The organism is Delftia acidovorans NBRC 14950 (assembly GCF_001598795.1).
Taxonomy (GTDB): domain Bacteria; phylum Pseudomonadota; class Gammaproteobacteria; order Burkholderiales; family Burkholderiaceae_C; genus Comamonas; species Comamonas acidovorans.
Map to the genome: position 1 here is coordinate 1 of NZ_BCZP01000041.1, position 25,057 is coordinate 25,057.

The window sequence follows — 25,057 nt, forward strand, 5'->3', positions numbered from 1 at the left end:
CTTGGACAGAACGGTAGCGATAGCAGCCGTCAGGGTCGTCTTGCCGTGGTCCACGTGACCGATGGTGCCAACGTTGACGTGCGGCTTGGTACGCTCGAATTTTGCTTTAGCCATTTTTCCGACTCCGAAAAAAATCTAAATCACTACAACAGGATTTGGCGCAACCCCATCTAGCGAGCGCACCAGAGATAATGGTGCCCATGGGCAGGATCGAACTGCCGACCTCTCCCTTACCAAGGGAGTGCTCTACCACTGAGCCACATGGGCCTTGAGGCTGCCGAAGCAATCTCAAAAAACTTTGCTCGCCAACTGGAGCGGGAGACGGGAATCGAACCCGCGTCATTAGCTTGGAAGGCTAGGGTTCTACCATTGAACTACTCCCGCACAGATTGACTGCACGTCGCCATCTTTTCAGATGACTTCTCTTCTTCACCATTACTGGTGGAGGGGACTGGATTCGAACCAGTGTAGGCGTAAGCCAACAGATTTACAGTCTGCCCCCTTTAGCCACTCGGGCACCCCTCCGAAGAGATTTGAATTCTAGCACCGTTTTTTTCGTCAGAAAAATTTCAGTGCATTTTTTTCTCAGGCCACCTGGGCGATCCAAGAAAAATTGTGGTGCGGCTGGCGGGGATCGAACCCACGACCCTTGGCTTCGGAGGCCAATACTCTATCCACTGAGCTACAGCCGCTCAGGGCATCGCTGCCCTGCACAAGCCGAGCATTGTCGCATGACTTTGCCCCGGTACGTCCAAGCCCCCAGTACCCGGCGCTATTGCGCCTGCGGCACCGTGAAGCCCAACCCCCGCAGGCAGACGTCCACCGCCTGCGCGCCCACCTGCTTGAGATCGAAGGCCCTTCCCAGCAGCCAGCTCTGCAACAGGCCATCGAACATGGCGCACAGCGCGATCGAGGCCTGGGGAGCCGGCATGGACATGGTCACCGCATGGCTTTCGGCAGCCGCGCGCAGCGCCAGCTCCAGTTGCGCGGAAAAAGAGTCCAGTGCGGCACGGTTGCGCTCCTGCACGGGCATGAGCTCGCCCACGTATTCCACCTTGAGCAGCAGGATCTCGAAGACGCGCCGCGTACTATCGTCATCGGCGATGCGCCCGAAGACCACCGCCATCAGGCGCCGCACATATTCCAGCGCATCGCATTCGGAGTCATCTTCGCAGTCGCCCTGAGCGGCCTGCTCCAGCGGGAGCGTGACGCGGTCCAGCATGGCATAGAAGAGATCCAGCTTGTCCTTGAAATGCCAGTAGACCGCACCGCGCGTGGCGCCGGCTCGCTGGGCAATCTCGTTGAGCGAGGCCCGGGCGACACCCTGTTCGTAGAACACTTGCTCCGCAGCGTCCAGCAGACTGTTGCGCGTTGCAAACGCATCTTCTTTCGTTCGTCGTGCCAAGATGTATTTCCTTCCATCGTTGAGCCCGGCCATGCCACGCTACGCCATGCTTCGCGCCGCCTTGCAGCAACAGCGGTCATTATACATTCATGTATGTATGTATAATCCGCGACTTGCCCGTGGACACGGGCGTTCCGGATAGCGCTGACCGGAACGTCAACATCGTTATTTGATTCAGCACAAGGACCCATCATGCCCAGCACACGCAGCAATGTGTCAGCCGCTCCGTCCCCTTACAGCAGTCTGCGCCTCACCACCGTGGCCCCGGCCGTCACTGCCGCAATGGCCATGGCGGCCTGCGGGAAAAAGCCCGAAGAACAAGCTGCCGCGCAGCAGCAGATGCCCGCCGTGCCGGTGGGCGTGGTGGTCGCCACCCCCGCCGACGTGGGCCTTGTGACCGAACTCCCTGGCCGCGTGGATGCGCGCCGCGTGGCCCAGATCCGCGCCCGCAGCGCCGGCATCGTGCAGGAGCGCCTGTTCAAGGAAGGCAGCGACGTGAAGGCCGGCCAGGTGCTGTACCGCATCGATCCGGCGCCCTACCAGGCGACGCTGCAAAGTGCCAAGGCCACGCAGGCCCGTGCCGAGGCCAACCAGGCCCAGGCACTGGCGCAACTGGAACGCTATCGCCCGCTGGTTGCCGCCAACGCGATCAGCAAGCAGGACTTCGTCAATGCAGAGGCGGCCTACAAGCAGGCCCAGGCTGACGTCGCGGTCGGCAAGGCCTCCGTGCGGACCGCCGAGATCAATCTTGGCTATACCAGCGTCACCGCCCCCATTTCTGGCCGCATCGGCCAGTCTCTGGTGACCGAAGGCGCGCTGGTCGGCCAGGGCGAGGCGACTCCGCTGGCCGTGGTCCAGCAGATCAATCCTGTCTATGTGAACTTCACCCAGTCGTCCAGCGAGGCCTTCCGGCTGCGCCGCGCGATGGAGCAGGGCAAGCTCAAGAAGGCCGATGGCGCCGAGGCTGCCAGCGTCGAGGTGCGCCTGGACGACGGCACGGCCTATGAGCTCAAGGGCAAGCTGCTGTTCACCGACCTGACCGTGGACAGCTCCACCGGCCAGGTCACGCTGCGTGCCGAGGTGCCCAACCCCAAGGGATTGCTGCTGCCTGGCATGTATGTGCGTGTGCGCATGGAACAGGCCCAGGCGTCCAACGCCATTGCCGTGCCCCAGCAGGCGGTGACGCGCACCGAGACCGGCGACACCGTGAGCGTGGTCAGCGACGACGGCAAGATCACCAAGCGGCAGGTGAAGGTGACCACGGCCCAGAACAACCAGTGGCTGGTCAGCGAAGGCCTGCAGGCGGGCGAGAAGGTCATGGTCGACGGCTTCCAGAAGCTGCAGATGCTGCCGCCCGGCACACCGGTCAAGCCCGTGCCCTGGCAGCCCGAGGCCGCAGGTGCCCAGAAGCCGGCCGGCGCGGCAGCGCCAGCCCCGCAAGCCGCAGCCGACGCCAAGCCTGCGGACCAGGCAGACAAGAAGTAATCAAGGGGCTCAGCAATGGCCAAGTTCTTTATCGACAGACCGATCTTTGCATGGGTCGTCGCGCTATTCATCATCGTCCTCGGTGGTATTGCGCTGACCAAGCTTCCGATCGCTCAATACCCCAAGGTGGCTCCTCCAGCCATCGTCATCAACACCGCCTATCCAGGCGCGTCCGCGAAGGTGCTCGAAGACAGCGTGCTGTCCGTGATCGAGCGCGAGATGAACGGCTCGCCCGGTCTGGTCTACATGGAGTCGGTGGCCCAGGCCGATGGCACGGGCAGCATCACCATCAGCTTCGAGGCTGGCACCAACGTGGACCTGGCGCAGGTGGACGTGCAAAACCGCCTGTCGCGCGCCACGCCGCGCCTGCCTGCGTCCGTGACGCAGCAGGGCGTGCGCGTGGACAAGGCGTCGTCCAACTTCCTGCTGTTCATCATGCTGTCGTCCGAGGACGCCAAGGCCTATGACACGGTGGCCCTGGGTGACTACGCCTCGCGCAACATCGTTCCCGAAATCCAGCGGGTGGCCGGCGTGGGCCAGGCACAGCTGTTCGGCACCGAAAAGGCCATGCGCATCTGGTTCGATCCCGCCAAGCTGCAGGGCTACAAGCTCTCGGCCGAGGACGTGACGGCCGCCATCCGCAGCCAGAACGCCCAGGTGGCCAGCGGCGCCATCGGTGACCTGCCCAACATCACGGGCCAGAAGATCGCCGCCACGGTGACGGTGATGGGCCAGCTGTCTTCGATCGACCAGTTCGAGAACATCGTGCTGCGCGCCAATCCCGATGGCTCCACCGTGCGCCTCAAGGACGTGGCCACCATCGAGATCGGCGGCCAGGCCTACGCGACCTCCGCCCGCCTGAACGGCAAGGATGCCGTGGGTATCGGCGTCCAGCTGACGCCCAGCGGCAATGCGCTGGCGACCGCCAAGGCCGTGCATGCGCGCATGGAAGAGCTGCAGAAGTTTTTCCCCAAGGGCGTGAAGTACTCCATTCCCTACGACAGCTCCAAGTTCGTGAGCATCTCCATCGAGAAGGTGGCCCACACGCTGCTGGAAGCCATCGTGCTGGTGTTCCTGGTGATGTACCTGTTCCTGCAGAACTGGCGCTACACGCTGATCCCGACCATCGTGGTGCCCATTGCACTGCTGGGCACCTTCGCGGTCATGCAGGCCGTGGGCTTCTCGATCAACGTGCTGGCCATGTTCGGCATGGTGCTGGTCATCGGCATCGTGGTGGATGACGCCATCGTGGTGGTGGAGAACGTCGAGCGCATCATGAGCGAGGAAGGCCTGCCGCCGCGCGAAGCCGCGATCAAGGCCATGGGCCAGATCTCGGGCGCCATCGTGGGCATTACGCTGGTGCTGATCGCGGTGTTCATACCGTTGGCCTTCTTCGCGGGGTCCACCGGCAATATCTACCGGCAGTTCTCCATCGTGATGGTGGCCTCCATCAGCTTCTCGGCCTTCATGGCGCTGACGCTGACACCGGCCCTGTGCGCAACGCTGCTCAAGCCTGTGGAAGCCGGTCACAACCACGAGAAGAAGGGCTTCTTCGGCTGGTTCAACCGCACGTTCGCACGCTCGGCCAAGTCCTATGAAGGCTGGGTGGCCCGACTGCTCAAGCGCTCGGTGCTGATGATCGGCGTGTACCTGGCCGTGATCGCGGGCGCCGTGGTGGTGTTCCGTGGCCTGCCGACCTCCTTCCTGCCGACCGAGGACCAGGGCTACTTCATCGTCAACGTGCAACTGCCCCCTGGCGCCGCCAAGGAGCGCACGCTGGAGGTGATGAAGCAGGTGGAAGAAGCCGTGCTGCCGCAGCCCGAAGTGGCCAACATGGTCAGCGTGCTGGGCTTCAGCTTCTCCGGCCAGGGCCAGAATGCCGCCCTCGCCTTCGTGCCGCTCAAGGACTGGTCCGAGCGCAAGGGAGCGAACTCCACGGTGGACGCCATGACGGGCCGCATCATGGGCATGACGTCGGGCATCCGCGATGCCTTCGTGTTCGCCGTGAACCCGCCGCCCATTCCCGAACTGGGCAACGCCGTGGGCTTCTCGTTCCGCCTGCAGGACCGTGCCGGCCACGGACACGATGCGCTGATCAATGCCCGCAACATGATGCTGGGCATGGCCGGGCAAAGCAAGGTGCTGGCCGGCGTGCGTCCCGATGGTCTGGAGGACGCGCCCCAGCTGCGCATCGAGATCGACCGCGACAAGGCCAACGCCCTGGGCGTGGACTTCACCTCGATCAATGCCGCACTGTCCACGGCGCTGGGCTCATCCTACGTCAATGACTTCCCCAACCAGGGTCGTCTGCAGCGCGTGATCGTGCAGGCCGATGCTCCGGCCCGCATGCAGCCCGACGACCTGCTGCGCCTGAACGCGCGCAACGCCAAGGGCGATCCGGTGCCGCTGTCCACGTTCGCGACCACCAAGTGGGTCAAGGGCGCCCAGCAGACGGTGCGCTACAACGGCTACCCGGCCGTGCGCATCGAAGGCTCGGCCGCACCGGGCTTCAGCTCGGGCGATGCCATGGACGAGATGGAAAAGCTGGCCGCCAAGCTGCCCGAAGGCTTCGGCTTCGAGTGGACCGGCCAGTCGCGTGAGGAAAAGCTGGCGGGTTCGCAAGCCATCTTCCTGTACGCCTTCGCCATCCTGGCCGTGTTCCTGTGCCTGGCCGCCCTGTACGAGAGCTGGTCCATCCCGCTGTCGGTGATTCTGGTCGTGCCGCTAGGTCTGCTGGGCGTGGTGCTTGCCACCTTGCTGCGCAACTACTCCAACGACGTGTACTTCCAGATCGGACTGGTGACGGTGATCGGCCTGTCGGCGAAGAACGCGATCTTGATCGTGGAGTTCGCCAAGGACCTGCAGGCCGAAGGCAAGGGACTGATCGAGGCTGCGCTGGAAGCCGCCCACCTGCGGTTCCGCCCCATCATCATGACCTCGCTGGCCTTCGGCCTGGGCGTGGTGCCTCTGGTGATCGCCACGGGCGCGAGCTCGGCCAGCCAGCGTGCCATCGGCACCGGCGTGCTCGGCGGCATGATCACCGGCACCGTGCTGGCCGTGCTGTTCGTGCCCACCTTCTTCGTCGTGGTGCGCAAGCTGTTCAAGGGCAAGATCAAAACGCACAACCCGCCGTCCACACCGGCCGGCAAGGAGGCCTTGAGCCATGATTAATCGCAGTACCCCGGTGGCCATCGCCACCGCCGTGCTCCTGGCGGGATGCTCGCTCATCCCCACCTACGAGCGCCCTGCCGCTCCGGTCGCGGCGCAGTACACCCGCGCGAACGCCACCGCTGCGGCGGAAGGCGGCACGGCTGCAGCGCAGCTGCCCTGGCAGGATTTCTTCCAGGACGCACGCCTGCAGCAGCTGGTTCGCACCGCGCTGGACAACAACCGTGACCTGCGCGTGGCTGCGCTCAACATCGAGCGCGCCCAGGCCCAGTACCGGATCACGCGCGCCGACCAGTTCCCGACGGTCGGTGCAGGCGTCAACGCCAGCCGCGCCCCGAACACCACGGGCTCGGGCACCAAGTACGTCAACAGCTACCAGGTCGGCCTGGCCGTCACCTCGTGGGAGCTGGACTTCTTCGGCCGCATCGGCAGCCTGAAGGAAGCCGCCCTGGCCCAGTACCTGGCGACCGAGGAAGCTCGCCGCGCCGCGCAGACCAGCCTGGTGGCCGCTGTGGCCAGCGGCTGGTACACGCTGCTGGCCGACGAGCAACTGCTGAAGATCTCGCGCGACACGCTGCGGACCCGTGAAGAGTCGATCAAGCTGACCAAGCTGCGCTTCGACACGGGCGTGGCGTCCGAGCTGGACTACCGCCAGGCCGTCTCGCTGACCGAGGCTGCACGCGCCACGCTGGCGCAGCAGCAGCGCCAGCGCGCCCTGGATGAAAACGCCCTGGTGCTGCTGCTGGGCCAGTCCCTGCCAGCGGACGTGCTCGCCAGCCTGGGCTCCAGCCAGGGCCTGCGCGACACGGCCGACCTGCCCGCCGTGCCGGCCGGCCTGCCTTCAGACCTGCTCACACAGCGGCCCGACATTCGCCAGGCCGAGCAGCAGCTGATCAGTACCAACGCCAACATCGGTGCCGCGCGTGCCGCCTTCTTCCCGCGCATCACGTTGACGGGGCAGTTCGGCACGGCCAGCAACGAGCTGTCGGGCCTGTTCAAGAGCGGCAGCTGGGGCTTCACCCTCGCGCCATCCGCCCTCCTGCCCATCTTCGATGCGGGCCGCAATTCGGCCAATCTGGCTGCTGCCAAGGTCGAGCGCGAAGTGGCCATCGCCCAGTACGAGAAGTCCATCCAGAGCGCCTTCCGCGAGGTCTCCGACGCACTGGACAGCCAGGGCACGCTGCGTGACCAGATCATGGCCCAGCGCGCCCAGCTCGAAGCCGAGCAGGCGCGCCTGAAGCTGTCCGACCTGCGCTACAGCAACGGCGTGGCCAGCTACCTGGACCTGCTGGATGCACAGCGCACCCTGTTCGCGCTGGAGCAGTCCACCGTGAGCGTGCGTCTGGCGCAGTTGCTCAACCAGATCGAGCTGTACAAGGCACTGGGCGGCGGCTGGACCGACAGGACAGCGACAGCAGCGGCAGCCACGCCGGCTCCCGCGCCCGCGCAGTAAGACCCAAGGCAGGCATCTGCCGCGCCAACCGCACAGAGGTGTTCTCCGCAAGTTGAACACCTCTTTTTTATGGCGCGCGGAAAGCATTTGCCATTTGCTTGATCCATCTCATGGCATATGTGCGCCCCAGGTCAACCCGGGTCTGCGCGCAGTGTCTGCAAGAGGCCCGTCGATATAATTTGTTGTTGACTCACGCCCCCACAACACAAGAGGACTTCATGAGCGCAACCCACACCGAAGAAGCCCATACGGGCCCGATCAAGAACCCCAAGCAGCTGCTGATGGCGGTGTTTTTCTCGTTCGTGGTTCCGGTGTTCGTGATCATCGGCCTCGTGCAATACGTGAGTTCGGCCGACAAGGCCGGCGCCGGCGCTTCCCAGACCGAAATGGCCAAGGCCCAGCGGCTGCAGAAAATCGGCCTCGTGGAAATCCGGGATGCCAATCGCCCGCTGCGCTCGGGTGAAGAAGTCTTCAAGGGCCAATGCGCGGCCTGCCATGCCACAGGTGCCGCAGGTGCTCCCAAGTTCGCGGATGCAGCGGCCTGGGGCCCGCGCCTGGCACAAGGTCTGGAAGGTCTGGTGCACTCGGCCCTCAAGGGCAAGGGAGCGATGGCGCCTCAAGGCGGCGGCGATTTCAACGACACCGAAATTGCCCGTGGCGTGGTCTACATGACCAATGCCGCAGGTGGCAAGTTTGAAGAACCCAAGGCCCCGGCCGCAGAAGGCGCTGCAGCAGAAGGTGCAGCGGCACCCGCCAACTGAGCAAGGCCCAGGATGTCTGGCACCAACCGGCTTCGGCCGGTTTTTTCATGCCCGGGCCGGACTGCGCACAAAACCGTAGCGTTGCGGCAACGTCTGTGCCGGCACCTCTTCACAGGCAGGCAGCATGCTGGCGTCCAGCGCGGCAGCGGCATCGACCATGTCCTGCGTATGGACCAGGCCCAGGCCGGAGGGCATGGCCAGATACAGGCGCCCTGTCTCATCCATCAAAACCGCCTTGATGGCTGCGGCCTGCAGCTCTGCCCCTGTGTGGCTGTGCACCTGCAGGCGCTCGCCATCCCAGCGCAGCCGCCATATCCAGGGTGTGCTTTCCAGTTCCACATACACGCGCTGGGGACCATTCTGGAAAAACCACCGACCGTCGGGCTCGGCAAGATAGTTGCGGGCAATGAAGTCCGCCAGCTTTTCGTTGCGCACCTCCGCGCCCTTGGCTCCCGGGATGCCGCTGTCGAAAGCGCCGCAGGCCTGGGCCTCTTCATCGCGCAGATACCAGCGCCCGCGCTCGTCCAGCCCCAGCCAGCCGCTGCAGGCGGGCACATGGGGCCATTTGGCCATGGCCTGCTTCACGATATCGTCCATTGCATTCATCCTTGTTCGCTGTCTGCCAGCCACTGCGTGACGGCCTGCGGCATGCCCAGTACATGCCCTGGCCAATGTCCCTGTGCAAAACCCACATGACCGCCGTGCGGCGGTTGCCACAGCGTAACCCGTGGGCCGACCTCGCCTGGCCCTGGCAGGCTGCATGCAGGGACAAAGGGATCGTCCAGCGCATTGAGCAGCAGCGCAGGCACGGCAATGCTGCCCAGCACAGGCTTGGCTGCCGCCCGGCGCCAGTAGTCGTGCGCATCGAGAAAGCCATGCACGGGTGCCGTGAACGCGTCATCGAACTCCTTCAGATCGCGCGCGCGCACCGCGGCATCGCGGTCGAAGAGGCCGGGAAATTGCGCCCATTTGACCCGCGCCTTGGGCACCAGCGTGCGCAGGAACATGCGTGTGTAGATCCAGCGGTTCAGACCCTGCCCCAGCGCCATGCCGCCAGCCGCCAGGTCCAGCGGCGCACTCACCGCCGCCAGGGCCTGGACCACCTCGGCCGCCTTGTCTGCCTGCAGACCGGCCCAGCGCGCAAGCGCATTGCCGCCCAGGGAAACACCCACGACATGGAGCGGGCGGGAAGACCGTGCGCGCAGGCGGCGCAGTATCCAGTCCACCTCCTGCACATCGCCCGAGTGATAGGCGCGCGGGCCCCGGTTGACCTCGCCGCTGCAGCCGCGAAAGTGCGGCACGGCCATGTGCCAGCCACGCTGCGCGGCCACCCAGGCCATGGCCTGGGCATAGTGGCTGTTCGCCGAGCCTTCAAGGCCATGGAAAAGCACCAGCCATGGCGCGTCGGCAGGCAGGGTGGAAGCACCGCCGAAGGCGACATCGATGAAGTCGCCATCCGGGGTATCCCAGCGCTCCCAGCGCCAGGCGGGCGCCGCCTGGCCCACCGGCCAGCGGCGCGCGAACAGTGCCGGCCAGATGGTCTGGGCGTGGCCCCCGGGCAACCAGCGCGCCGCCGTGAATTCGTGCATAAAAGCCCTGTTAGCAGTCCTTGCCACACCGCTGCGCAATGGCCTTTGCCCTACATGGCAGCAGGCCGGGCGCGCAGCACAATCGCCAGCATTGCGCATGCATCGTGCGCGATACTGTTTTCCATTGTCGCTTTCAGGTTGCCATCTTATGAAACGTCTACTCGCCACGCTTGCCACCGTCCTGGCATTGACCGGCTGCGGCTACAACGACTTCCAACGTCTTGACGAACAGACCAAGTCGGCCTGGAGCGAGGTGCTCAACCAGTACCAGCGCCGTGCCGACCTGGTGCCCAACATCGTGGCCTCGGTCAAGGGCGAGGCCAATTTCGAGCAGGAAACCCTGACCAAGGTGGTGGAGGCACGCGCGAAGGCCACCTCCATCCAGGCCACGCCCGAGCTGGTCAACAACCCCGAGGCCTTCAACAAGTTCCAACAGGCGCAGGGCGAGCTGTCCAGTGCCCTGTCGCGGCTGATGGTGGTGGCCGAGCGCTATCCCCAGCTGCAGGCCAACCAGGGCTTCCGCGACCTGCGCGTGACGCTGGAGGGCACGGAGAACCGCATCACCGTGGCGCGCAACCAGTACATCCAGGCCGTGCAGTCCTACAACGTGCTGGCGCGCAGCTTTCCGACCAATCTGACGGCCAAGGTCTTCAGCTACGAACCCAAGCCCAGCTTCAGCGTGCAGAACGAGGCCGAAATCTCCCGCCCGCCCACGGTGGACTTCGGCAACAAGTAAGCCGTGACCATGTCCCTGGTGCCACTGTGGCGCATGCTTTGCGCCCTTGCCCTGACCATGCTGCTGCTGCCCGGGAGCACGCTGGCGCAGGCGCCGCAGCCCGTGCCGGCCCTCTCGGCTCGGCTCATCGACCAGACGGGCACGCTGTCGGCCGATGAGGCACGCACCATTGAAGACAGGCTGCGTGGCATCGAACAGAAGTCGGGCTCGCAGGTCGTCGTGCTGATGGTGGCCACCACCGCGCCCGAAGACATTGCCGCCTATGCCTGGCGCGTGGCCAGTGACTGGAAGATCGGCCGCCGCGACGTGGGCGACGGCCTGTTGGTGGTGATTGCCAAGAACGACAGGCGCATGCGCATGGAAGTGGCCCGCGCGCTGGAAGGCGCGATCCCCGACCTGGCGGCCGCGCGCATCATCGACCAGCAGATGGCACCACGCTTTCGCCAGGGAGACTATGCGGGCGGCATCACCGCTGCGCTGGACCAGGTGGCAGCGCGCATTGCGGGCGAGCAACTGCCGGCGCCCTCCTCCAGCCCCCAGTCTTCCAAAAGCCCGGACAGGGGCTTCGACATGGAAGACCTGATGCTGTTCTTCTTCTTCGGCGTGGCCGTGGTCGGCCCCATCCTGCGCTCGGTACTGGGCCGGCCGCTGGCCTCCGTGCTGGCGGGGGTAGGCGCCGGCATTGCCGCCTATGTGGTGACGGCCAGTCTGCTCGTCGCCGCAGGAGCGGGAGTCGTCGCGCTGCTGTTCACCCTGCTGGGAAGCGGCCGCTCCGGCAGGGGTGGCGGCGGTGGGTGGGGCGGTGGTGGCGGCTTTGGCGGAGGCGGCGGCCGTAGCGGTGGCGGCGGGGGCTTCAGCTCCGGCAGAGGCGGCAGTTTCGGGGGCGGCGGCGCCTCGGGGAGTTGGTGAGATGGGGGCTGCAATCACAGGCTTTGTTCAGCGTCTGATCCGGCTGCTGCGCCACCATTGGGCCGAAGGGCAGCTGCGGCGTGCACTCCCGCCTGAAAGCCTGGCGGAGCTGGAGCGCCTGATCACCATGAGCGAGCAGCGCCATACAGGCCAGATTCGCATCTGCGTCGAACCCGGACTGCCGCCCAGCTACCTGTGGCGCGACGCCACGCCGCGCGAGCGCGCCATCACGCTGTTCGGCAAGCTGCGCGTCTGGGATACCGAACACAACAACGGTGCCCTGATCTATCTGCTGCTGGCCGACCACGCCATCGAAATCGTCGCCGACCGCGCCCTGGCGCGCACCCTGCCGGCGGAACAATGGCAAACGCTGATCAGCGACATGGGTGCCGCCTTTCAGGGCGGCCATTACGCCATGGGCATGACAGCAGCCCTGGAGCGCGTGAGCCTGCTGCTTGAAACCAACTTTCCGCGTGACCCGCTGCAGCCTGTGCACGATGGCAGCGACAATCTTCCCGATGCTGTCGTGATACAGCACCACTGAAAGGCAGGCAGGCTGCGCAGGCCGGGCCGAGCCACCCCCTTCATCAAGCTATCGCGGGCACGGAGGCTGTGATAGCGTCACGCCATTTCATCAAGGAGCATCCACACCATGAAGAACACCCTGGCCCGCCTGGGCCTGCTGGCCGCCGTGCTGACCCTGAGCGCCTGCGCAAGCCCCATCCTCGACGACTCGCAGGAATATGACTATGTGCTCAGCTGCAAGCTGCGCGAAGACGACCCCAAGCGCTGCGAGCAACAGATCCGCGCCTTGTGCCCCGTGCCCGCCAAGGCCGTGACGCACAAGTCACGCACGGTGGACCCCAAGGACAATGCCGTGACCTACGTGTACCAGGCCCGCTGCGGCGACTGAGCCATGGGGCCGGTGACCGGCCTTCCAGCCTTTTGCACCAAAGAAAAAGCCGCCCGAGGGCGGCTTTCTTGCAGCTGGAGCCCGAATGGGGCTCAGCGCTTTTGGCGGAACTTGCGCAGGGCCGCGATCTGAGCGGCCATGACGGCCAGCTCGGACTGGGCACGCGCCAGATCGACTTCGCTCTTGGCGTTCTTCAGTGCTTCCTCGGCTTCGAGCTTGGCCTTCTCGGCCTTCTCGGCGTCCAGGTCGGCACCGCGGATGGCGGTGTCGGACAGCACGGTCACACAGTTGGGCTGCACTTCCAGGATGCCGCCGGCCACGAAGACGAACTCTTCGCTGCCGTCCGCCATCTCGATACGCACCGAGCCGGGCTTGATGCGCGTGATCAGCGGAGTGTGGCGGGGAAAAATGCCCAGTTCGCCGGATTCACCGGGCAGGGCGACAAAGCGCGCTTCACCGGAGAAGATGGACTCTTCGGCACTGACCACATCAACGTGGATGGTGTTCATCTTTGCTCCTCAGAAAAGGTTGACTGGAACTTGGAACCGGCAGGGCCCAGATCGGGGACACCGAGCAAGGGCCGCCCCGCAGCGAGGGTGTCGTCCCCCTCCCCGCGAAGCGGGTAGAGAGGGGGAAGCGACGCAGTCGCTCAGGGGGTGCCGCAGGCTCAAGCCGCCAGTTTCTTGGCCTTCTCGAAGGCTTCGTCGATGGTGCCAACCATGTAGAAGGCTTGCTCGGGCAGGTGATCGCACTCGCCAGCGCAGATCATCTTGAAACCACGGATGGTTTCAGCCAGCGACACGTACTTGCCGGGGGCGCCAGTGAACACTTCGGCCACGTGGAAAGGCTGCGACAGGAAACGCTGGATCTTGCGGGCGCGGGCCACGGTCAGCTTGTCTTCGGGAGCCAGCTCGTCCATGCCCAGAATGGCGATGATGTCGCGCAGTTCCTTATAGCGCTGCAGCGTGCCCTGCACTTCGCGGGCCACCTTGTAGTGCTCTTCACCCACGACTTGGGGGTCCAGCTGGCGGCTGGTGGAGTCCAGCGGGTCGACAGCGGGGTAGATACCCAGCGAAGCGATGTCACGCGACAGCACCACGGTCGAGTCCAAGTGGGCGAACGTCGTGGCAGGCGAGGGATCGGTCAAGTCATCGGCGGGCACGTAAACGGCCTGGATGGAAGTGATCGAACCGACCTTGGTCGAGGTGATGCGCTCTTGCAGGCGGCCCATTTCCTCGGCCAGCGTGGGCTGGTAGCCCACGGCGGAAGGCATGCGACCCAGCAGAGCGGACACTTCGGTACCGGCCAGCGTGTAGCGGTAGATGTTGTCCACGAAGAACAGCACGTCCTTGCCTTCGTCACGGAAGGCTTCGGCCATGGTCAGGCCGGTCAGCGCCACGCGCAGACGGTTGCCCGGGGGTTCGTTCATCTGGCCGTAGACCATGGCCACCTTGGAGTCGTTCAGCGACTCCTGGTTGACCACGCCGGCGTCCGACATTTCGTGATAGAAGTCATTGCCTTCGCGGGTACGTTCACCCACACCGGCGAACACCGACAGACCACCGTGGCCCTTGGCGATGTTGTTGATGAGTTCCATCATGTTCACGGTCTTGCCCACACCGGCGCCACCGAACAGACCCACCTTGCCGCCCTTGGCGAAGGGCGAGATCAGGTCGATCACCTTGATGCCGGTTTCCAGCAGTTCCTGCGAAGGCGACAGCTCGTCATAAGCCGGTGCCTTGCGGTGGATGGGAGCCGTCAGCGCCTGATCCACGGGACCACGTTCGTCGATGGGATTGCCCAGCACGTCCATGATGCGACCCAGCGTCGCCTTGCCCACGGGCACGGTGATGGGGTTGCCGGTGTTGGACACCATCAGGCCGCGACGCAGACCGTCGGACGAACCCAGGGCGATGGTACGCACAACGCCGTCACCCAGCAGTTGCTGCACTTCCAGCGTCAGGGCCGAGCCGTCGAGCTTCAGGGCATCGAACACCTTGGGCATTGCGTTGCGGGGGAACTCGACGTCCACCACAGCGCCAATACATTGAACAATCTTGCCTTGCACTTGAGCCATTTTTTGCTCCAATTAGTTTGTCTGTTGAGCTGCTTTACACAGCAGCGGCGCCAGCCACGATTTCCGACAGTTCGGTCGTGATGGCTGCCTGACGCGTCTTGTTGTAGACCAGCTTCAACTCGCTGATGACGTTGCCGGCGTTGTCGGTCGCGGCCTTCATGGCCACCATGCGCGCCGATTGCTCGGACGCCATGTTTTCCGCGACAGCTTGGTAGACCAGGGACTCTGCGTAACGCACGAGCAGCTCGTCGATCACGGACTGCGCGTCGGGTTCGTAGATGTAGTCCCAGCTATGGCCAGACGTCTTCTCGGCCTGCATGCTCTCGGACGACAGGGGCAGCAACTGCTCCACCACCGATTCCTGCTTCATGGTGTTGATGAACTTGGTGTAGCTCAGGTACACCGCGCTCAGCTTGCCCGCTGCATATGCATCGAGCAGCACCTTCACAGGGCCGATCAGCTTTTCCAGATGGGGCGTATCGCCCAGACCCGTCGCGTGCGAAACCACCTTGGCGCCGACACGGTTCAGAAAGCCCAGACCCTTGTTGCCAATGGCCACTGCTTCTGCCGACACGCCTTGATCCTGCAGCTCCCGCAGCTTGGCCGTGACAGCACGCAACACGTTGGTGTTCATGCCGCCGCACAACCCCTTGTCCGTCGTCACCACGATGACGCCGGCTGTCTTTGCATCACCGTTCACTTGCATGAACGGGTGCACGTACTCGGGGTTGGCTTGGCCAAGATGGACTGCAATGTTGCGGATCTTTTCGCTGTACGGGCGTGCAGCCAGCATCCGTTCCTGCGCCTTGCGCATCTTGGATGCGGCCACCATTTCCATGGCTTTGGTGATCTTCTTGGTGTTTTCCACCGATTTGATCTTGCCGCGAATTTCCTTACCTGCTGCCATGATGGCTCCTCGTCCGGTTTAAGCGAACGACTTCTTGAACGCAGCGATGGCGGCGTTCAATTCGGCTTCGGAATCCTTGTCCATGGCCTTGGAAGCGTTCAGCTTGTCGATCAGGGCGCCGTGGCTGGTCTTCAGGAACTGGTGCAGACCAGACTCGAAAGCCAGCACTTGCTTGACCTGGATGTCGTCCATGTAGCCCTTGTTCACTGCGAACAGCGAAGCGCCCATCAAAGCGGTGGACAGGGGGCTGTACTGGGCCTGCTTGAGCAGTTCGGTCACGCGGGCACCGCGGTCCAGCTGCTTGCGGGTGGCTTCGTCCAGGTCGGAGGCGAACTGCGCGAAGGCAGCCAGTTCACGGTATTGCGCCAGGTCGGTACGGATACCGCCGGACTGGCCCTTGACCAGCTTGGTCTGTGCAGCACCACCGACGCGCGACACCGAGATACCGGCGTTGATGGCGGGGCGGATACCGGCGTTGAACAGGCTGGTTTCCAGGAAGATCTGGCCGTCCGTGATCGAGATCACGTTCGTGGGCACGAAGGCCGACACGTCACCGGCCTGGGTTTCGATGATGGGCAGTGCCGTCAGCGAACCCGTCTTGCCCTTGACTTCACCCTTGGTGAAGGCTTCGACGTAGTCGGCATTCACGCGGGCTGCACGCTCGAGCAGGCGGCTGTGGAGATAGAACACGTCGCCGGGGAAGGCTTCGCGGCCCGGGGGACGGCGCAGCAGCAGCGAAACCTGGCGGTAGGCCACGGCTTGCTTGGACAGGTCGTCATAGACGATCAGGGCGTCTTCGCCGCGGTCGCGGAAGTACTCGCCCATCGTGCAGCCGGAGTAGGCCGACACGTACTGCATGGCAGCGGATTCGGAAGCGGTGGCAGCCACGACGATGGTGTATTCCATCGCGCCGGCCTGCTCCAGGGCACGCACCACGTTCTTGATCGAGGAAGCCTTCTGGCCGATCGCAACGTAGATGCAGGTAACGCCCTGACCCTTCTGGTTGATGATGGCGTCGATGGCCACGGCGGTCTTGCCGGTCTGGCGGTCACCGATGATCAGTTCGCGCTGGCCACGGCCGACGGGCACCATCGAGTCGATGGACTTGATGCCGGTCTGCAGGGGCTGGTCCACGGACTGGCGTGCGATCACGCCGGGAGCGACCTTCTCGATCACGTCCGTCATCTTGGCGTTGATCGGGCCCTTGCCGTCAATCGGCTGACCCAGGGCGTTGACCACGCGGCCGATGAGTTCGGGGCCGACGGGCACTTCCAGAATACGGCCCGTGCACTTGACGGTGTCGCCTTCGGAGATGTGCTCGTACTCGCCCAGAATCACGGCGCCGACGGAGTCGCGCTCGAGGTTCAGCGCCAGGCCGAAGGAGGGCTGGCCATCCTTGCCTGCGGGGAATTCCAGCATTTCGCCTTGCATCACGTCCGACAGGCCGTGCACGCGCACGATACCGTCGGTCACCGAAACCACGGTGCCTTCGTTACGGATGTCGCTGCTGCCAGCCAGACCCTCGATGCGGCTCTTGATCAGTTCAGAAATTTCTGCGGGATTGAGTTGCATGACTCTTTCCTTCTTTAGCTTTGGTTAGCCGAGACCTCAGTCGCGTTGTTACGCAATGAGGGCCGCTTTCATTTGTTCCAGGCGGGCCTTGACGGACGTGTCAAGAACTTCATCACCCACCACGACGCGGATGCCACCGATCAGGGACTGATCTTGCTGCACCGACAGGTTCAGCTTTCGGCCGAAACGCTTCTCCAGCGAAGTCCCGAGGGCAGCCAGAGCGGCAGCATCTATGGGAAAAGCGCTTTGAACCACGGCGTCGGACGAGCCACCGGCGCGGTTCACGAGGCTGCGAAACTGGGCCGCCACTTCTGGCAGGGCTTGCAGTCGGCCGTTTTCAATGATGACGCGCAGAAAGTTGCGAGCGGCATCAGGCAATGCCGAGCCGGCCACGCCGCTGATGACGTCGAACAGTTGTTCGTCGGTCACCTTGGGGTCGTCGGCCAGCTGGCGCAATTGCGGATTGGCGGCAATCGCCGCCAATTCCTCCGCCCAGGCAACAGTGCCGGACAGGTCAGCACCCTGCTGGGTGCTGGCCTTGAACAGGGCATCTGCGTAAGGACGGGCAATGGTGGCGAGTTCTGCCATGTTTGCTCTTCCTTACAGCTCGGTCTTCAGGCGGTTCAGCAGGTCGGCATGGACGCCGGCATCCACTTCCTTGCGCAGGATCTGCTCGGCGCCCTTGACGGCCAGCGCAGCCACTTGCTCGCGCAGGGCTTCACGGGCCTGGACTGTCTGCTGCTCGGCCTCAGCGCGGGCAGCAGCAACAATCTTGTTGCCTTCTTCGGAGGCACGGGCCTTGGCTTCTTCGATGATGGCCTGGGCACGGCGTTCGGCGTCCGCAAGCCGCGATGCCGTTTCGTTGCGCGTCTGGGCCAGTTCCTGCTCGACGCGCTTGTTGGCGGCGGCCAGGTCAGTCTTGGCCTTGTCGGCAGCAGCGAGGCCATCGGCGATTTTCAGAGCTCGTTCATCCAGCGCCTTCGCGATCGGGGGCCACACGAACTTCATCGTGAACAGCACCAGGATCAGGAAAACGATGGCCTGGACGAACAGGGTCGCGTTGATACTCACGGCAACACCTTTCTATCTAGGGCGTGATCGGAGCTTAGGCCAGGACGAAGGGGTTGGCGAAAGCGAACAGCAGAGCGATAGCAACACCGATCAGGAAGGCAGCGTCGATCAGACCGGCCAAGATGAACATCTTGGTTTGCAGTTCGTTGATCAGCTCAGGCTGACGTGCCGACGATTCCAGGAACTTGCCACCCATCAGGGCGATACCGATCGAAGCGCCGATAGCGCCCAGACCAACGATCAGACCACAAGCCAGAGCGACGAGACCGAGAATGTTTTCCATGATGACTCCTGAGATTAAAGAAAGAGAAAGGTTGAGAGGGAAAGGAAATGGTCAGTGGGCTTCATGTGCCTGGCCGAGATAGATCAGCGTCAGCATCATGAAAATGAAGGCCTGCAGGGTGATGATCAGAATGTGGAAGATCGCCCAGATAGAGCCTGCAATGATGTGCCCCAAGGGGAGCAACACACCGGAAAGCGACATGGCAGCCGCACCGCCCATCAGAGCGATCAGACAGAACACCAACTCACCAGCGTACATGTTGCCGAACAGTCGCATGCCATGCGAAACCGTCTTGGCGACATATTCAATGATCTGCATGGCCAGGTTGATAACACCCAGGATCAGTGCAAACACGGGATTCTTGCTGGTGCCGAACGGAGCGGTCACCAGTTCGTGGGCCCAGCCGCCCATGCCCTTGATCTTGATGCTGTAGAAGAAGCACAGGATCAGCACGGCCGAGGACAGGCCCAGCGTGGTCGAGAGGTCAGCCGTGGGAACGACGCGCAGGTAGGCGTGCGAGTCACCCTGGACGCCCTGCCACAGTACCGGCAGCAGGTCCACGGGCAGCATGTCCATGGCGTTCATCATGAAGATCCAGACGAACACGGTCAGCGCCAGCGGAGCGATGAACTTGCGGCTTTGCGCGTTGTGGATGTTGGCCTTGGCCTGGTTGTCCACCATCTCGACCAGCAGCTCTACAGCCGCCTGGAAGCGGCCCGGAACGCCCGATGTGGCCTTGCGCGCGGCAAGCCACAGCACGAACAGGCTCAGCACGCCCAGCGTGGCGCTGACGACGATCGAGTCCAGGTTGATGACCGAAAAGTCGATGATCGACTTTTGCTTGATGTTCTGGAGGTGCTGCAGGTGGTGAACGATGTATTCACTTGCAGTAGGTGCGTGCGCGTCTGCGGCCATCGGTCAACTTCTCTTCAAATATCAATCGGTTTTTCGGACATTGGCCCGCACTATCAGCGCGACCCAATACGTTTTCATGACGATCACCAAGCCCGCCAGCAGCGCCAGCCAACTCAGCCCCGGGACCAGCTTGGGCGCAGCCGCCAGCATGGCAATGCACAGCACCAGCTTCACCAGTTCCCAGCCAAAAATTCCCACCATGGCGGCTGCAGCGCCGCCAGGCCTCTTGCGCACGACGGCGCGCGCAAACAGCGCAGCCGGCAGCACCACCGACAAGGCGCCATAGGCAGCCGACCATCCGACCTCGGCGCGCCCCGTCACCAGCCACGCGACCAGTGCCACCAGCACGCCAACCACCGCCTGGACCACCACGAAGCGCCACACAGACATCTGCGGGTTTCGCGTGCGCCACTCCTGAGCCTCCTCGGAGGTCAGGGGCTTGAAGTCGGAATCCTCGCCCTCAAGTTCCCTGTCAGCGTCTGTGTCAGCGGCGTAGTTTTTCATTGAGTTCTCGAAGGCCGCAGACCAGACAAGACTTTTTCACAAAGCCTCTGATTATAAGTAAAAACCCCTGCCGAACGATAGGGGTTGTTACGGGCATGCCCAAAACGGCGGCGGCAGCCTGGCTGTGTGGCAGCAGGCCAACAACGCCAGCCTCGCACCGCAGGCAGCTTGTTTGTTGTGTGTGGAGTTTTCGTGACCGGCGGCGCGGCAGCCCCAGGCTGCGACATGGCCGCGAACGATAGCGCACAATCGCCTCCAACGCCAAGCGATTAACCTTGATTCACCTATGACCGACGCCCCAACCCCCTCCTCCGCACCAGCAGCCGCGCCGGGCGCGGACCCGCGCAAGGACTCGTTGATCGAGTACCCGTCGCAGTTTCCCATCAAAGTCATGGGCATCAAGGCCGAGCATCTGGTGCATGAAATCACCCAGATCGCCGAGCGCTTCGACCCCGCCTTTGACCCCAGCACCATCGAGTTGCGCCCCAGCAGCAGCGGCAAATACCTGGGTGTCACCGTCACGGTGACGGCCACCAGCCGCGAGCAGCTCGACGACCTGTACCGGGCATTCACCTCGCACCCGCTTGTGAAAGTGGTGCTTTGAGCGCCCCAGCCGCCGAGCTTGCGCGGACGCTGGACTTGCGCCTGCTGGGCCGCACCGACTACGAAGCCACGGTGCAGGCCATGCAGGCATTCACGAGCGGCCGCGATGCCGGCACGCGCGACGAGCTCTGGATCTGCGAGCACGCCCCGCATTTCACGCAAGGCCTTGCCGGGAAAAGTGACCACTTGCTGAGCCCTGGCAACATTCCCGTGGTCGCAACCAACCGCGGCGGGCAGGTCACCTACCACGGCCCGGGCCAGGTGGTCGCCTATCCGTTGCTGGATCTGCAGCGCCTGGGCTACTTCGTCAAGGAATACGTGTTCCGCATCGAAGATGCGGTCATTCGCACGCTGGAGCATTTCGGCATCACCGGCCACCGCGTGGAAGGCGCCCCCGGCATCTACGTGCGTCTCGACGATCCTCGCAGCCACGCCATGCTGGCCCAGCGCCCGCAACTGCGCGCACCCGGCTCACCCGCGCCCCAGCCCGATTTTTCGGGGCTGGGCAAGATTGCAGCCCTGGGCATCAAGGTCAGCCGGCATTGCACCTATCACGGCGTTGCCCTGAATGCCGCCATGGACCTGGAACCCTACGAACGGATCAACCCTTGCGGCTATGCAGGACTGCAAACGGTGGACCTTTCTACAATCGGCGTTCAGACAACCTGGGACGAAGCCGCGCGCGTGCTGGGACGACAGTTGCAGCGCCGCCTAGCCCCCTGAATCCAGAACCATGACCACCAACACCGTCGTGCGCGAAGCGCAGTCCCAAGCCGAGTACAACCCGCTGGCCAAGCAGAAGGCGGCAGCGAAGCTTTCGCGCATCCCGATCAAGGTCGAGCATGGCGAGGCCCTCAAGAAGCCCGAGTGGATCCGCGTCAAGGCGGGCAGCCCCACCACGCGCTTCTACGAGATCAAGGACATCCTGCGCGCCAACAAGCTGCACACGGTCTGCGAGGAAGCCTCCTGCCCCAACATCGGCGAATGTTTCGGCAAGGGCACGGCCACCTTCATGATCATGGGCGACAAGTGCACGCGCCGCTGCCCGTTCTGCGACGTGGGCCACGGCCGCCCCGACCCGCTGGACACCAACGAGCCGCTCAATCTTGCCAAGACGATTGCCGAGTTGCGCCTGAAGTACGTGGTGATCACCAGCGTGGACCGCGACGACCTGCGCGATGGCGGCTCGGGCCATTTCGTGGAGTGCATCAAGAACATCCGCGAGCTCTCGCCGCTGACCCAGATCGAGATTCTGGTGCCCGACTTCCGTGGCCGCGACGACCGTGCGCTGGAAATCCTCAAGGCCGCACCTCCCGATGTGATGAACCACAACCTGGAGACCGCACCGCGCCTGTACAAGGAAGCGCGCCCCGGCTCGGACTACCAGTTCTCGCTGAACCTGCTCAAGAAGTTCAAGGCCTTGCACCCCAAGGTTCCGACCAAGAGCGGCATCATGGTGGGCCTGGGCGAGACCGACGAGGAAATCCTGCAGGTGATGCGCGACATGCGCGCCCATGACATCGACATGCTGACCATCGGCCAGTACCTGGCGCCCAGCAACAGCCACCTGCCGGTGCGCCGATACGTGCACCCCGACACCTTCAAGATGTTCGAGGAAGAAGCCTACAAGATGGGCTTCACGCACGCTGCCGTGGGCGCCATGGTGCGCTCCAGCTACCACGCGGATCAGCAGGCACACGCCGCAGGCGTTTGAGCTCGCCGCACCCAGGCGGCCCTCAATGCCCAGCCCTCGCCAGCCCTGCTGCCGAGGGCTTTTTCATGGCCGCATGACGACACATCAAGACGCGCGGGCAACAAAAAAGCAGAGCCGCTGACGCATGCTCTGCTTGAATTGGAGGCGATGTTGCCTCTTCTGACATCGTAGAAAAAAAGCCTGGCTAACCGGCAGACCGCTGGCTGGCAAACCGACTTGCTGCAGGCTGAACAGGCCTGGCGAGTCGCCCCACGATGAAACTGAAAAAGGCTTGCAGCTCGAATTCCCCACCAGAGAGTTTCTTGCTGCATTGGGGCTGATCATAGCATCGAATGAGAATCAATCGCAACTAAAGTTGCAAATCTTTTTTTCTGCGCATCCCCGCCTGCATGAATTCATGGTCCCAGCAGCGCTGCAGGACTGTCCGAGCGCAGGACTTCCTGCGCCCAGGCAGTCAGCTTGCGTGTGTCGGCACGCAAGATTTCCTGCTTGACGACCAGGATCTGCGCCGGATGCATGGAAAAGCTGCGCAGACCCAGGCCGAGCAGCAGGCGCGTCATGCCCACATCCCCGGCGGTCTCCCCACAGACACAGACGCTCTTGCCCTGCGCCCTTCCTTCGGCGATCACGTCCGCCACCAGCTTGAGCACGGCGGGATGCAAGGGGTCATAGAGATGGGCCACGGTCTCGTCGGCGCGGTCGATGGCCAGCGTGTACTGGATGAGGTCGTTGGTGCCGATCGACAGGAAGTCGAAGTAACGCAAAAAAGTGCGCACGATCAGCGCGGCCGCAGGCACTTCGATCATGGCGCCCAGCTTGACCGGGCCATGGGCCACGCCTCGCGCGTCGAGTTCGCTTTGCGCCAGCCGCACCTGGGCCAGGGTCTGCTCGATCTCGCTTTGGTGGGCCAGCATGGGAAACAGCAGATGGATCTGCCCATGCGCCGCCGCACGCAGGATGGCGCGCAACTGGGTGCGGAACATGGCCGGGTCAGCCAGGCTCCAGCGGATGGCGCGTAGACCCAGCGCGGGGTTCAGGTAGTAGTCCTTGGGCTGTGCCTTGTCCAGCGGCTTGTCGGCGCCCACGTCCAACGTGCGTATGGTCACGGGCATGCCCTGCATGCCGTCCACGGCCTCGCGGTAGGCGCGGTACTGCTCCTCCTCACCGGGCAGGTTGCCGCCACGCCCCATGAACAGGAATTCCGTGCGGAACAGTCCCACGCCCACGGCGCCTGCATGCACGGCCGCAGGCCCGTCGCCGGGTTGCTCGATATTGGCCAGCAACTCGATGCGCTCTCCGTCCAGCGTCAGCGCGGGCGTATGGCGCAGGCGTGAGAGGCGCTCGCGCTCCAGCTCGTTCTGGCGCTGGCGAAAGCCATATTCGGCCAGGATGATGGGAGAAGGATCGACGATGACGACGCCTGCGTTGCCATCGATGATAATCCAGTCGTCCTGGCGGATCAGCTGGCTGGCCGCGCGCGCGCCGACCACGGCCGGGATGTCCATGCTGCGCGCCACGATGGCCGTGTGCGAGGTGCGCCCGCCCACGGCCGTGATGAAGCCGGCAAACAGCCGGCTCTTGAACTGCAGCATGTCCACAGGCGACAGGTCCTGCGCCACCAGGACCAGGGGCACATCGGTGACTTCGTCGAGCAGCAGCGGCTGCTGCGGCGCGCCCTCCCCCGTTGCATCGGCCCGCGGCAGCGCGGCAGGCGCGGGCACGGGGCTGGCCATGCCCTTCATGTAGCGCAGGATGCGCTCGACCACCTGCTCCAGGTCGGCCTTGCGCTCGCGCAGATACTCGTCCTCCATCTCGTCGAACTGGCGCGAGACGACCTCGAGCTGCGTGGTCAGCGCCCATTCGGCGTTGTAGAGACGATCGGAAATCCAGTGCTTGATGGCGGCGGCCAGGGCCTCGTCCTGCAACAGCAGCAGGTGGACGTCGAGCAGGGCATCGAGCTCGCCCGGCGCATCCTGGGGCATTTCATCCTGCAGGCGGCGCAGCTCGTCGATGACGGCGTTGCGTGCGCTGCGGGCGCGGTCGATTTCCGCGTCCACCTGGTCGGGCCGGATGAAGTAGTGCACCACCTCCATGCGGCTGGAGGCCACCACCACCGCGCGTCCTATCGCAATGCCCCGTGAAACGGCCAGTCCGTGGATTGCAAACGTCATTGCGCCTGTCCTTTGCCTGCTGCTGCGCAGGCCCCGGGCCGTCGCAATGCGGCATCGTCCGGGCCCGGCGCGTGTTGCTCTTTTGCGCTCACCGTCTGCCAGCGCAGCGGAGGCCCATCACTGGCCTTCGCCAAATTTGTCGTTGATCAGGGCCGTCAGCGCATCCATGGCTTCCTGCTCCTGCGGTCCTTCGGTTTCCAGCAGCACCTCGGAGCCCATGCCGGCAGCCAGCATCATCACGCCCATGATGCTCTTGGCATTGATGCGCCGCTCGCCCTTGCTCATCCAGACTTCGCAGGGAAAGCTGCCTGCAAGCTTGGTGAGCTTGGCGGAGGCGCGGGCATGCAGGCCCAGTTTATTGCTGATGGTTATAGGGGTCTTGATCATTGGATGGTCGCGGACTCTGGTTCTGAGGCGTGTTCACGCCCACCTGCATCACCCCATGGCTGCCTCCGGCCAAGGCACGCTCGGCCACGGCTTCCAGCGCCTCGTGGCGATAGCCTATGGAGCGCAGCAGCATGGGCAAGTTCACCCCGGCCACCAGTCGCCCGGCAGGCAGCTGCGCCACCAGGCGCTGCGCCACGTTGCAGGGCGTCGCGCCAAAGAGGTCGGTCAGCACCAGCGTGGGCAGCGCCACCAGGCCGCCATGGTCCTCAAGCAACTGCTCGGCACGCATCAGGGTGGCCTCGGGCGGCTCCTGAGCGGGCACATCCAGGGCAAGGACGTCCTCGGCACTGTCGGCGAACACATGCAAGGCGCATTCGCGCAGTGCATGGGCCAAAGGTGCGTGGGTGAACAAAAGGATGCGCGTGGTCATGAAG

At 64.0% G+C, this 25,057-nt stretch carries 26 protein-coding genes, 4 tRNA genes and 1 pseudogene; 11 read left to right on the forward strand and 20 right to left on the reverse strand.

All coding sequences use genetic code 11. From position 1 onward, the window contains the following. The 6 genes from DA1_RS30105 to DA1_RS27705 form a co-directional block, all read right to left on the reverse strand. Nucleotides 1–114: GTP-binding protein (locus DA1_RS30105; RefSeq protein WP_155737673.1), on the reverse strand; the 114-nt coding region annotated here is incomplete at its 3' end. Nucleotides 115–192: 78 nt separating this feature from the next. Further along, nucleotides 193–267 (reverse strand) — tRNA-Thr (locus DA1_RS27685). Nucleotides 268–310: 43 nt separating this feature from the next. Then, a tRNA-Gly gene (locus tag DA1_RS27690) sits at nucleotides 311–384 on the reverse strand. A gap of 55 nt (nucleotides 385–439) precedes the next feature. Then, a tRNA-Tyr gene (locus DA1_RS27695) sits at nucleotides 440–525 on the reverse strand. 91 nt (nucleotides 526–616) lie between these two features. Continuing rightward, nucleotides 617–692, reverse strand: a tRNA-Arg gene (locus DA1_RS27700). Nucleotides 693–772: 80 nt separating this feature from the next. Then, nucleotides 773–1,405 (reverse strand): TetR family transcriptional regulator, encoded by a 633-nt coding sequence (locus tag DA1_RS27705; protein WP_169807227.1) that lies wholly within the window; start codon nucleotides 1,403–1,405, stop codon nucleotides 773–775. A gap of 192 nt (nucleotides 1,406–1,597) precedes the next feature. Between DA1_RS27705 and DA1_RS27710 the strand changes: the two genes are divergently transcribed. The 4 genes and pseudogenes from DA1_RS27710 to DA1_RS27725 form a co-directional block, all read left to right on the forward strand. Next, entirely contained in the window at nucleotides 1,598–2,890 is a 1,293-nt protein-coding gene (locus DA1_RS27710; protein ID WP_034397911.1) for an efflux RND transporter periplasmic adaptor subunit, read from the forward strand. A gap of 15 nt (nucleotides 2,891–2,905) precedes the next feature. Beyond that, a complete protein-coding gene (locus DA1_RS27715) occupies nucleotides 2,906–6,061 on the forward strand; it encodes an efflux RND transporter permease subunit (protein WP_034397909.1) in 3,156 nt (1,051 codons plus the stop codon). After that, nucleotides 6,054–7,511, forward strand: coding sequence for an efflux transporter outer membrane subunit (locus DA1_RS27720; RefSeq protein WP_034397908.1), 1,458 nt, complete (start codon nucleotides 6,054–6,056; stop codon nucleotides 7,509–7,511). The genes DA1_RS27715 and DA1_RS27720 overlap by 8 nt, the downstream gene beginning before the upstream one ends. A gap of 218 nt (nucleotides 7,512–7,729) precedes the next feature. Next, nucleotides 7,730–8,260, forward strand: a pseudogene (locus DA1_RS27725) (c-type cytochrome); the annotation flags it as partial. Nucleotides 8,261–8,317: 57 nt separating this feature from the next. On the opposite strand, the gene DA1_RS27730 reads toward DA1_RS27725, so the two are convergent. Together DA1_RS27730 and DA1_RS27735 are read right to left on the reverse strand one after the other, a co-directional pair. Continuing rightward, nucleotides 8,318–8,869, reverse strand: a complete 552-nt coding sequence (locus DA1_RS27730; RefSeq protein WP_034397906.1) for a DUF2946 family protein — start codon at nucleotides 8,867–8,869, stop codon at nucleotides 8,318–8,320. Nucleotides 8,870–8,874: 5 nt separating this feature from the next. Then, nucleotides 8,875–9,861, reverse strand: a complete 987-nt coding sequence (locus DA1_RS27735; protein WP_034397904.1) for a YheT family hydrolase — start codon at nucleotides 9,859–9,861, stop codon at nucleotides 8,875–8,877. A gap of 148 nt (nucleotides 9,862–10,009) precedes the next feature. Here DA1_RS27735 and DA1_RS27740 point away from each other — a divergent pair, with 148 nt between their 5' ends. The 4 genes from DA1_RS27740 (at nucleotide 10,010) to DA1_RS27755 (ending at nucleotide 12,419) form a co-directional block, all read left to right on the forward strand. After that, the gene (locus DA1_RS27740; RefSeq protein ID WP_012202362.1) at nucleotides 10,010–10,597 is read left to right on the forward strand and encodes a LemA family protein; all 588 of its coding nucleotides are present in this window, start codon (nucleotides 10,010–10,012) and stop codon (nucleotides 10,595–10,597) included. Nucleotides 10,598–10,630: 33 nt separating this feature from the next. Next, entirely contained in the window at nucleotides 10,631–11,506 is an 876-nt protein-coding gene (locus DA1_RS27745; RefSeq protein WP_034399104.1) for a TPM domain-containing protein, read from the forward strand. 1 nt (nucleotide 11,507) lies between these two features. After that, a complete protein-coding gene (locus DA1_RS27750; protein WP_034397902.1) occupies nucleotides 11,508–12,050 on the forward strand; it encodes a TPM domain-containing protein in 543 nt (180 codons plus the stop codon). A 108-nt stretch (nucleotides 12,051–12,158) separates the two neighbouring features. Then, complete coding sequence (locus DA1_RS27755; protein WP_012202359.1) at nucleotides 12,159–12,419, forward strand: hypothetical protein; 261 nt, start codon at nucleotides 12,159–12,161, stop codon at nucleotides 12,417–12,419. Between the two features lie 92 nt (nucleotides 12,420–12,511). Here DA1_RS27755 and DA1_RS27760 read toward each other — a convergent pair whose 3' ends face one another. The 9 genes from DA1_RS27760 to DA1_RS27800 form a co-directional block, all read right to left on the reverse strand. Next, nucleotides 12,512–12,928 (reverse strand): F0F1 ATP synthase subunit epsilon, encoded by a 417-nt coding sequence (locus DA1_RS27760; protein WP_012202358.1) that lies wholly within the window; start codon nucleotides 12,926–12,928, stop codon nucleotides 12,512–12,514. Between the two features lie 158 nt (nucleotides 12,929–13,086). Next, nucleotides 13,087–14,496, reverse strand: coding sequence for a F0F1 ATP synthase subunit beta (gene atpD, locus DA1_RS27765; RefSeq protein WP_012202357.1), 1,410 nt, complete (start codon nucleotides 14,494–14,496; stop codon nucleotides 13,087–13,089). Nucleotides 14,497–14,530: 34 nt separating this feature from the next. Continuing rightward, entirely contained in the window at nucleotides 14,531–15,403 is an 873-nt protein-coding gene (gene atpG, locus DA1_RS27770) for a F0F1 ATP synthase subunit gamma (protein WP_012202356.1), read from the reverse strand. Between the two features lie 18 nt (nucleotides 15,404–15,421). Next, nucleotides 15,422–16,975 carry a F0F1 ATP synthase subunit alpha gene (gene atpA, locus DA1_RS27775; protein ID WP_012202355.1) on the reverse strand — a complete coding sequence of 518 codons (1,554 nt, stop codon included), beginning with the start codon at nucleotides 16,973–16,975 and terminating at the stop codon, nucleotides 15,422–15,424. A 48-nt stretch (nucleotides 16,976–17,023) separates the two neighbouring features. Next, complete coding sequence (locus tag DA1_RS27780; RefSeq protein ID WP_012202354.1) at nucleotides 17,024–17,563, reverse strand: F0F1 ATP synthase subunit delta; 540 nt, start codon at nucleotides 17,561–17,563, stop codon at nucleotides 17,024–17,026. Nucleotides 17,564–17,575: 12 nt separating this feature from the next. Continuing rightward, entirely contained in the window at nucleotides 17,576–18,046 is a 471-nt protein-coding gene (locus DA1_RS27785; RefSeq protein ID WP_012202353.1) for a F0F1 ATP synthase subunit B, read from the reverse strand. Nucleotides 18,047–18,080: 34 nt separating this feature from the next. Then, nucleotides 18,081–18,329: a F0F1 ATP synthase subunit C gene (atpE, locus tag DA1_RS27790; protein WP_011803767.1), complete on the reverse strand. Its 249-nt coding sequence runs from the start codon at nucleotides 18,327–18,329 to the stop codon at nucleotides 18,081–18,083. Nucleotides 18,330–18,380: 51 nt separating this feature from the next. After that, complete coding sequence (gene atpB, locus DA1_RS27795; protein ID WP_012202352.1) at nucleotides 18,381–19,244, reverse strand: F0F1 ATP synthase subunit A; 864 nt, start codon at nucleotides 19,242–19,244, stop codon at nucleotides 18,381–18,383. Between the two features lie 21 nt (nucleotides 19,245–19,265). After that, nucleotides 19,266–19,748: an ATP synthase subunit I gene (locus DA1_RS27800; RefSeq protein ID WP_012202351.1), complete on the reverse strand. Its 483-nt coding sequence runs from the start codon at nucleotides 19,746–19,748 to the stop codon at nucleotides 19,266–19,268. A 286-nt stretch (nucleotides 19,749–20,034) separates the two neighbouring features. Here DA1_RS27800 and DA1_RS27805 point away from each other — a divergent pair, with 286 nt between their 5' ends. From DA1_RS27805 to lipA, 3 genes are read left to right on the forward strand one after another with little or no spacing between them, the layout of a single operon-like run. After that, nucleotides 20,035–20,352 (forward strand): YbeD family protein, encoded by a 318-nt coding sequence (locus DA1_RS27805; RefSeq protein WP_034397898.1) that lies wholly within the window; start codon nucleotides 20,035–20,037, stop codon nucleotides 20,350–20,352. Beyond that, the gene (gene lipB, locus DA1_RS27810) at nucleotides 20,349–21,074 is read left to right on the forward strand and encodes a lipoyl(octanoyl) transferase LipB (RefSeq protein WP_034397895.1); all 726 of its coding nucleotides are present in this window, start codon (nucleotides 20,349–20,351) and stop codon (nucleotides 21,072–21,074) included. The genes DA1_RS27805 and lipB overlap by 4 nt, the downstream gene beginning before the upstream one ends. Before the next feature lie 10 nt (nucleotides 21,075–21,084). Next, the gene (lipA, locus tag DA1_RS27815; protein ID WP_013800257.1) at nucleotides 21,085–22,065 is read left to right on the forward strand and encodes a lipoyl synthase; all 981 of its coding nucleotides are present in this window, start codon (nucleotides 21,085–21,087) and stop codon (nucleotides 22,063–22,065) included. Nucleotides 22,066–22,460: 395 nt separating this feature from the next. Here lipA and ptsP read toward each other — a convergent pair whose 3' ends face one another. The 3 genes from ptsP to DA1_RS27830 all read right to left on the reverse strand — a co-directional run bounded on the left by ptsP (nucleotide 22,461) and on the right by DA1_RS27830 (nucleotide 25,053). Beyond that, nucleotides 22,461–24,236, reverse strand: a complete 1,776-nt coding sequence (gene ptsP, locus DA1_RS27820; protein WP_012202347.1) for a phosphoenolpyruvate--protein phosphotransferase — start codon at nucleotides 24,234–24,236, stop codon at nucleotides 22,461–22,463. Between the two features lie 117 nt (nucleotides 24,237–24,353). Further along, nucleotides 24,354–24,623, reverse strand: coding sequence for an HPr family phosphocarrier protein (locus DA1_RS27825; protein ID WP_012202346.1), 270 nt, complete (start codon nucleotides 24,621–24,623; stop codon nucleotides 24,354–24,356). After that, entirely contained in the window at nucleotides 24,592–25,053 is a 462-nt protein-coding gene (locus DA1_RS27830; RefSeq protein WP_170962107.1) for a PTS sugar transporter subunit IIA, read from the reverse strand. The genes DA1_RS27825 and DA1_RS27830 overlap by 32 nt, the downstream gene beginning before the upstream one ends. Between the last annotated feature and the right edge of the window lie 4 nt (nucleotides 25,054–25,057).

What these genes read in the sequence shown, in the direction of transcription:
- DA1_RS27720 (WP_034397908.1), top strand. Translation starts at nt 6,054, where the DNA reads ATGATTAATCGCAGTACCCCGGTGGCCATCGCCACCGCCGTGCTCCTG.
- DA1_RS27715 (WP_034397909.1), top strand. Translation starts at nt 2,906, where the DNA reads ATGGCCAAGTTCTTTATCGACAGACCGATCTTTGCATGGGTCGTCGCG.
- atpE (WP_011803767.1), bottom strand. Translation starts at nt 18,329, where the DNA reads ATGGAAAACATTCTCGGTCTCGTCGCTCTGGCTTGTGGTCTGATCGTT.
- DA1_RS27735 (WP_034397904.1), bottom strand. Translation starts at nt 9,861, where the DNA reads ATGCACGAATTCACGGCGGCGCGCTGGTTGCCCGGGGGCCACGCCCAG.
- atpG (WP_012202356.1), bottom strand. Translation starts at nt 15,403, where the DNA reads ATGGCAGCAGGTAAGGAAATTCGCGGCAAGATCAAATCGGTGGAAAAC.
- DA1_RS27730 (WP_034397906.1), bottom strand. Translation starts at nt 8,869, where the DNA reads ATGGACGATATCGTGAAGCAGGCCATGGCCAAATGGCCCCATGTGCCC.
- DA1_RS27830 (WP_170962107.1), bottom strand. Translation starts at nt 25,053, where the DNA reads ATGACCACGCGCATCCTTTTGTTCACCCACGCACCTTTGGCCCATGCA.
- atpD (WP_012202357.1), bottom strand. Translation starts at nt 14,496, where the DNA reads ATGGCTCAAGTGCAAGGCAAGATTGTTCAATGTATTGGCGCTGTGGTG.
- DA1_RS27760 (WP_012202358.1), bottom strand. Translation starts at nt 12,928, where the DNA reads ATGAACACCATCCACGTTGATGTGGTCAGTGCCGAAGAGTCCATCTTC.
- ptsP (WP_012202347.1), bottom strand. Translation starts at nt 24,236, where the DNA reads ATGACGTTTGCAATCCACGGACTGGCCGTTTCACGGGGCATTGCGATA.
- lipA (WP_013800257.1), top strand. Translation starts at nt 21,085, where the DNA reads ATGACCACCAACACCGTCGTGCGCGAAGCGCAGTCCCAAGCCGAGTAC.
- DA1_RS27755 (WP_012202359.1), top strand. Translation starts at nt 12,159, where the DNA reads ATGAAGAACACCCTGGCCCGCCTGGGCCTGCTGGCCGCCGTGCTGACC.
- DA1_RS27740 (WP_012202362.1), top strand. Translation starts at nt 10,010, where the DNA reads ATGAAACGTCTACTCGCCACGCTTGCCACCGTCCTGGCATTGACCGGC.
- DA1_RS27780 (WP_012202354.1), bottom strand. Translation starts at nt 17,563, where the DNA reads ATGGCAGAACTCGCCACCATTGCCCGTCCTTACGCAGATGCCCTGTTC.
- DA1_RS27750 (WP_034397902.1), top strand. Translation starts at nt 11,508, where the DNA reads ATGGGGGCTGCAATCACAGGCTTTGTTCAGCGTCTGATCCGGCTGCTG.
- DA1_RS27825 (WP_012202346.1), bottom strand. Translation starts at nt 24,623, where the DNA reads ATGATCAAGACCCCTATAACCATCAGCAATAAACTGGGCCTGCATGCC.
- DA1_RS27710 (WP_034397911.1), top strand. Translation starts at nt 1,598, where the DNA reads ATGCCCAGCACACGCAGCAATGTGTCAGCCGCTCCGTCCCCTTACAGC.
- atpA (WP_012202355.1), bottom strand. Translation starts at nt 16,975, where the DNA reads ATGCAACTCAATCCCGCAGAAATTTCTGAACTGATCAAGAGCCGCATC.
- DA1_RS27745 (WP_034399104.1), top strand. Translation starts at nt 10,631, where the DNA reads ATGCTTTGCGCCCTTGCCCTGACCATGCTGCTGCTGCCCGGGAGCACG.
- DA1_RS27800 (WP_012202351.1), bottom strand. Translation starts at nt 19,748, where the DNA reads ATGAAAAACTACGCCGCTGACACAGACGCTGACAGGGAACTTGAGGGC.
- atpB (WP_012202352.1), bottom strand. Translation starts at nt 19,244, where the DNA reads ATGGCCGCAGACGCGCACGCACCTACTGCAAGTGAATACATCGTTCAC.
- DA1_RS27805 (WP_034397898.1), top strand. Translation starts at nt 20,035, where the DNA reads ATGACCGACGCCCCAACCCCCTCCTCCGCACCAGCAGCCGCGCCGGGC.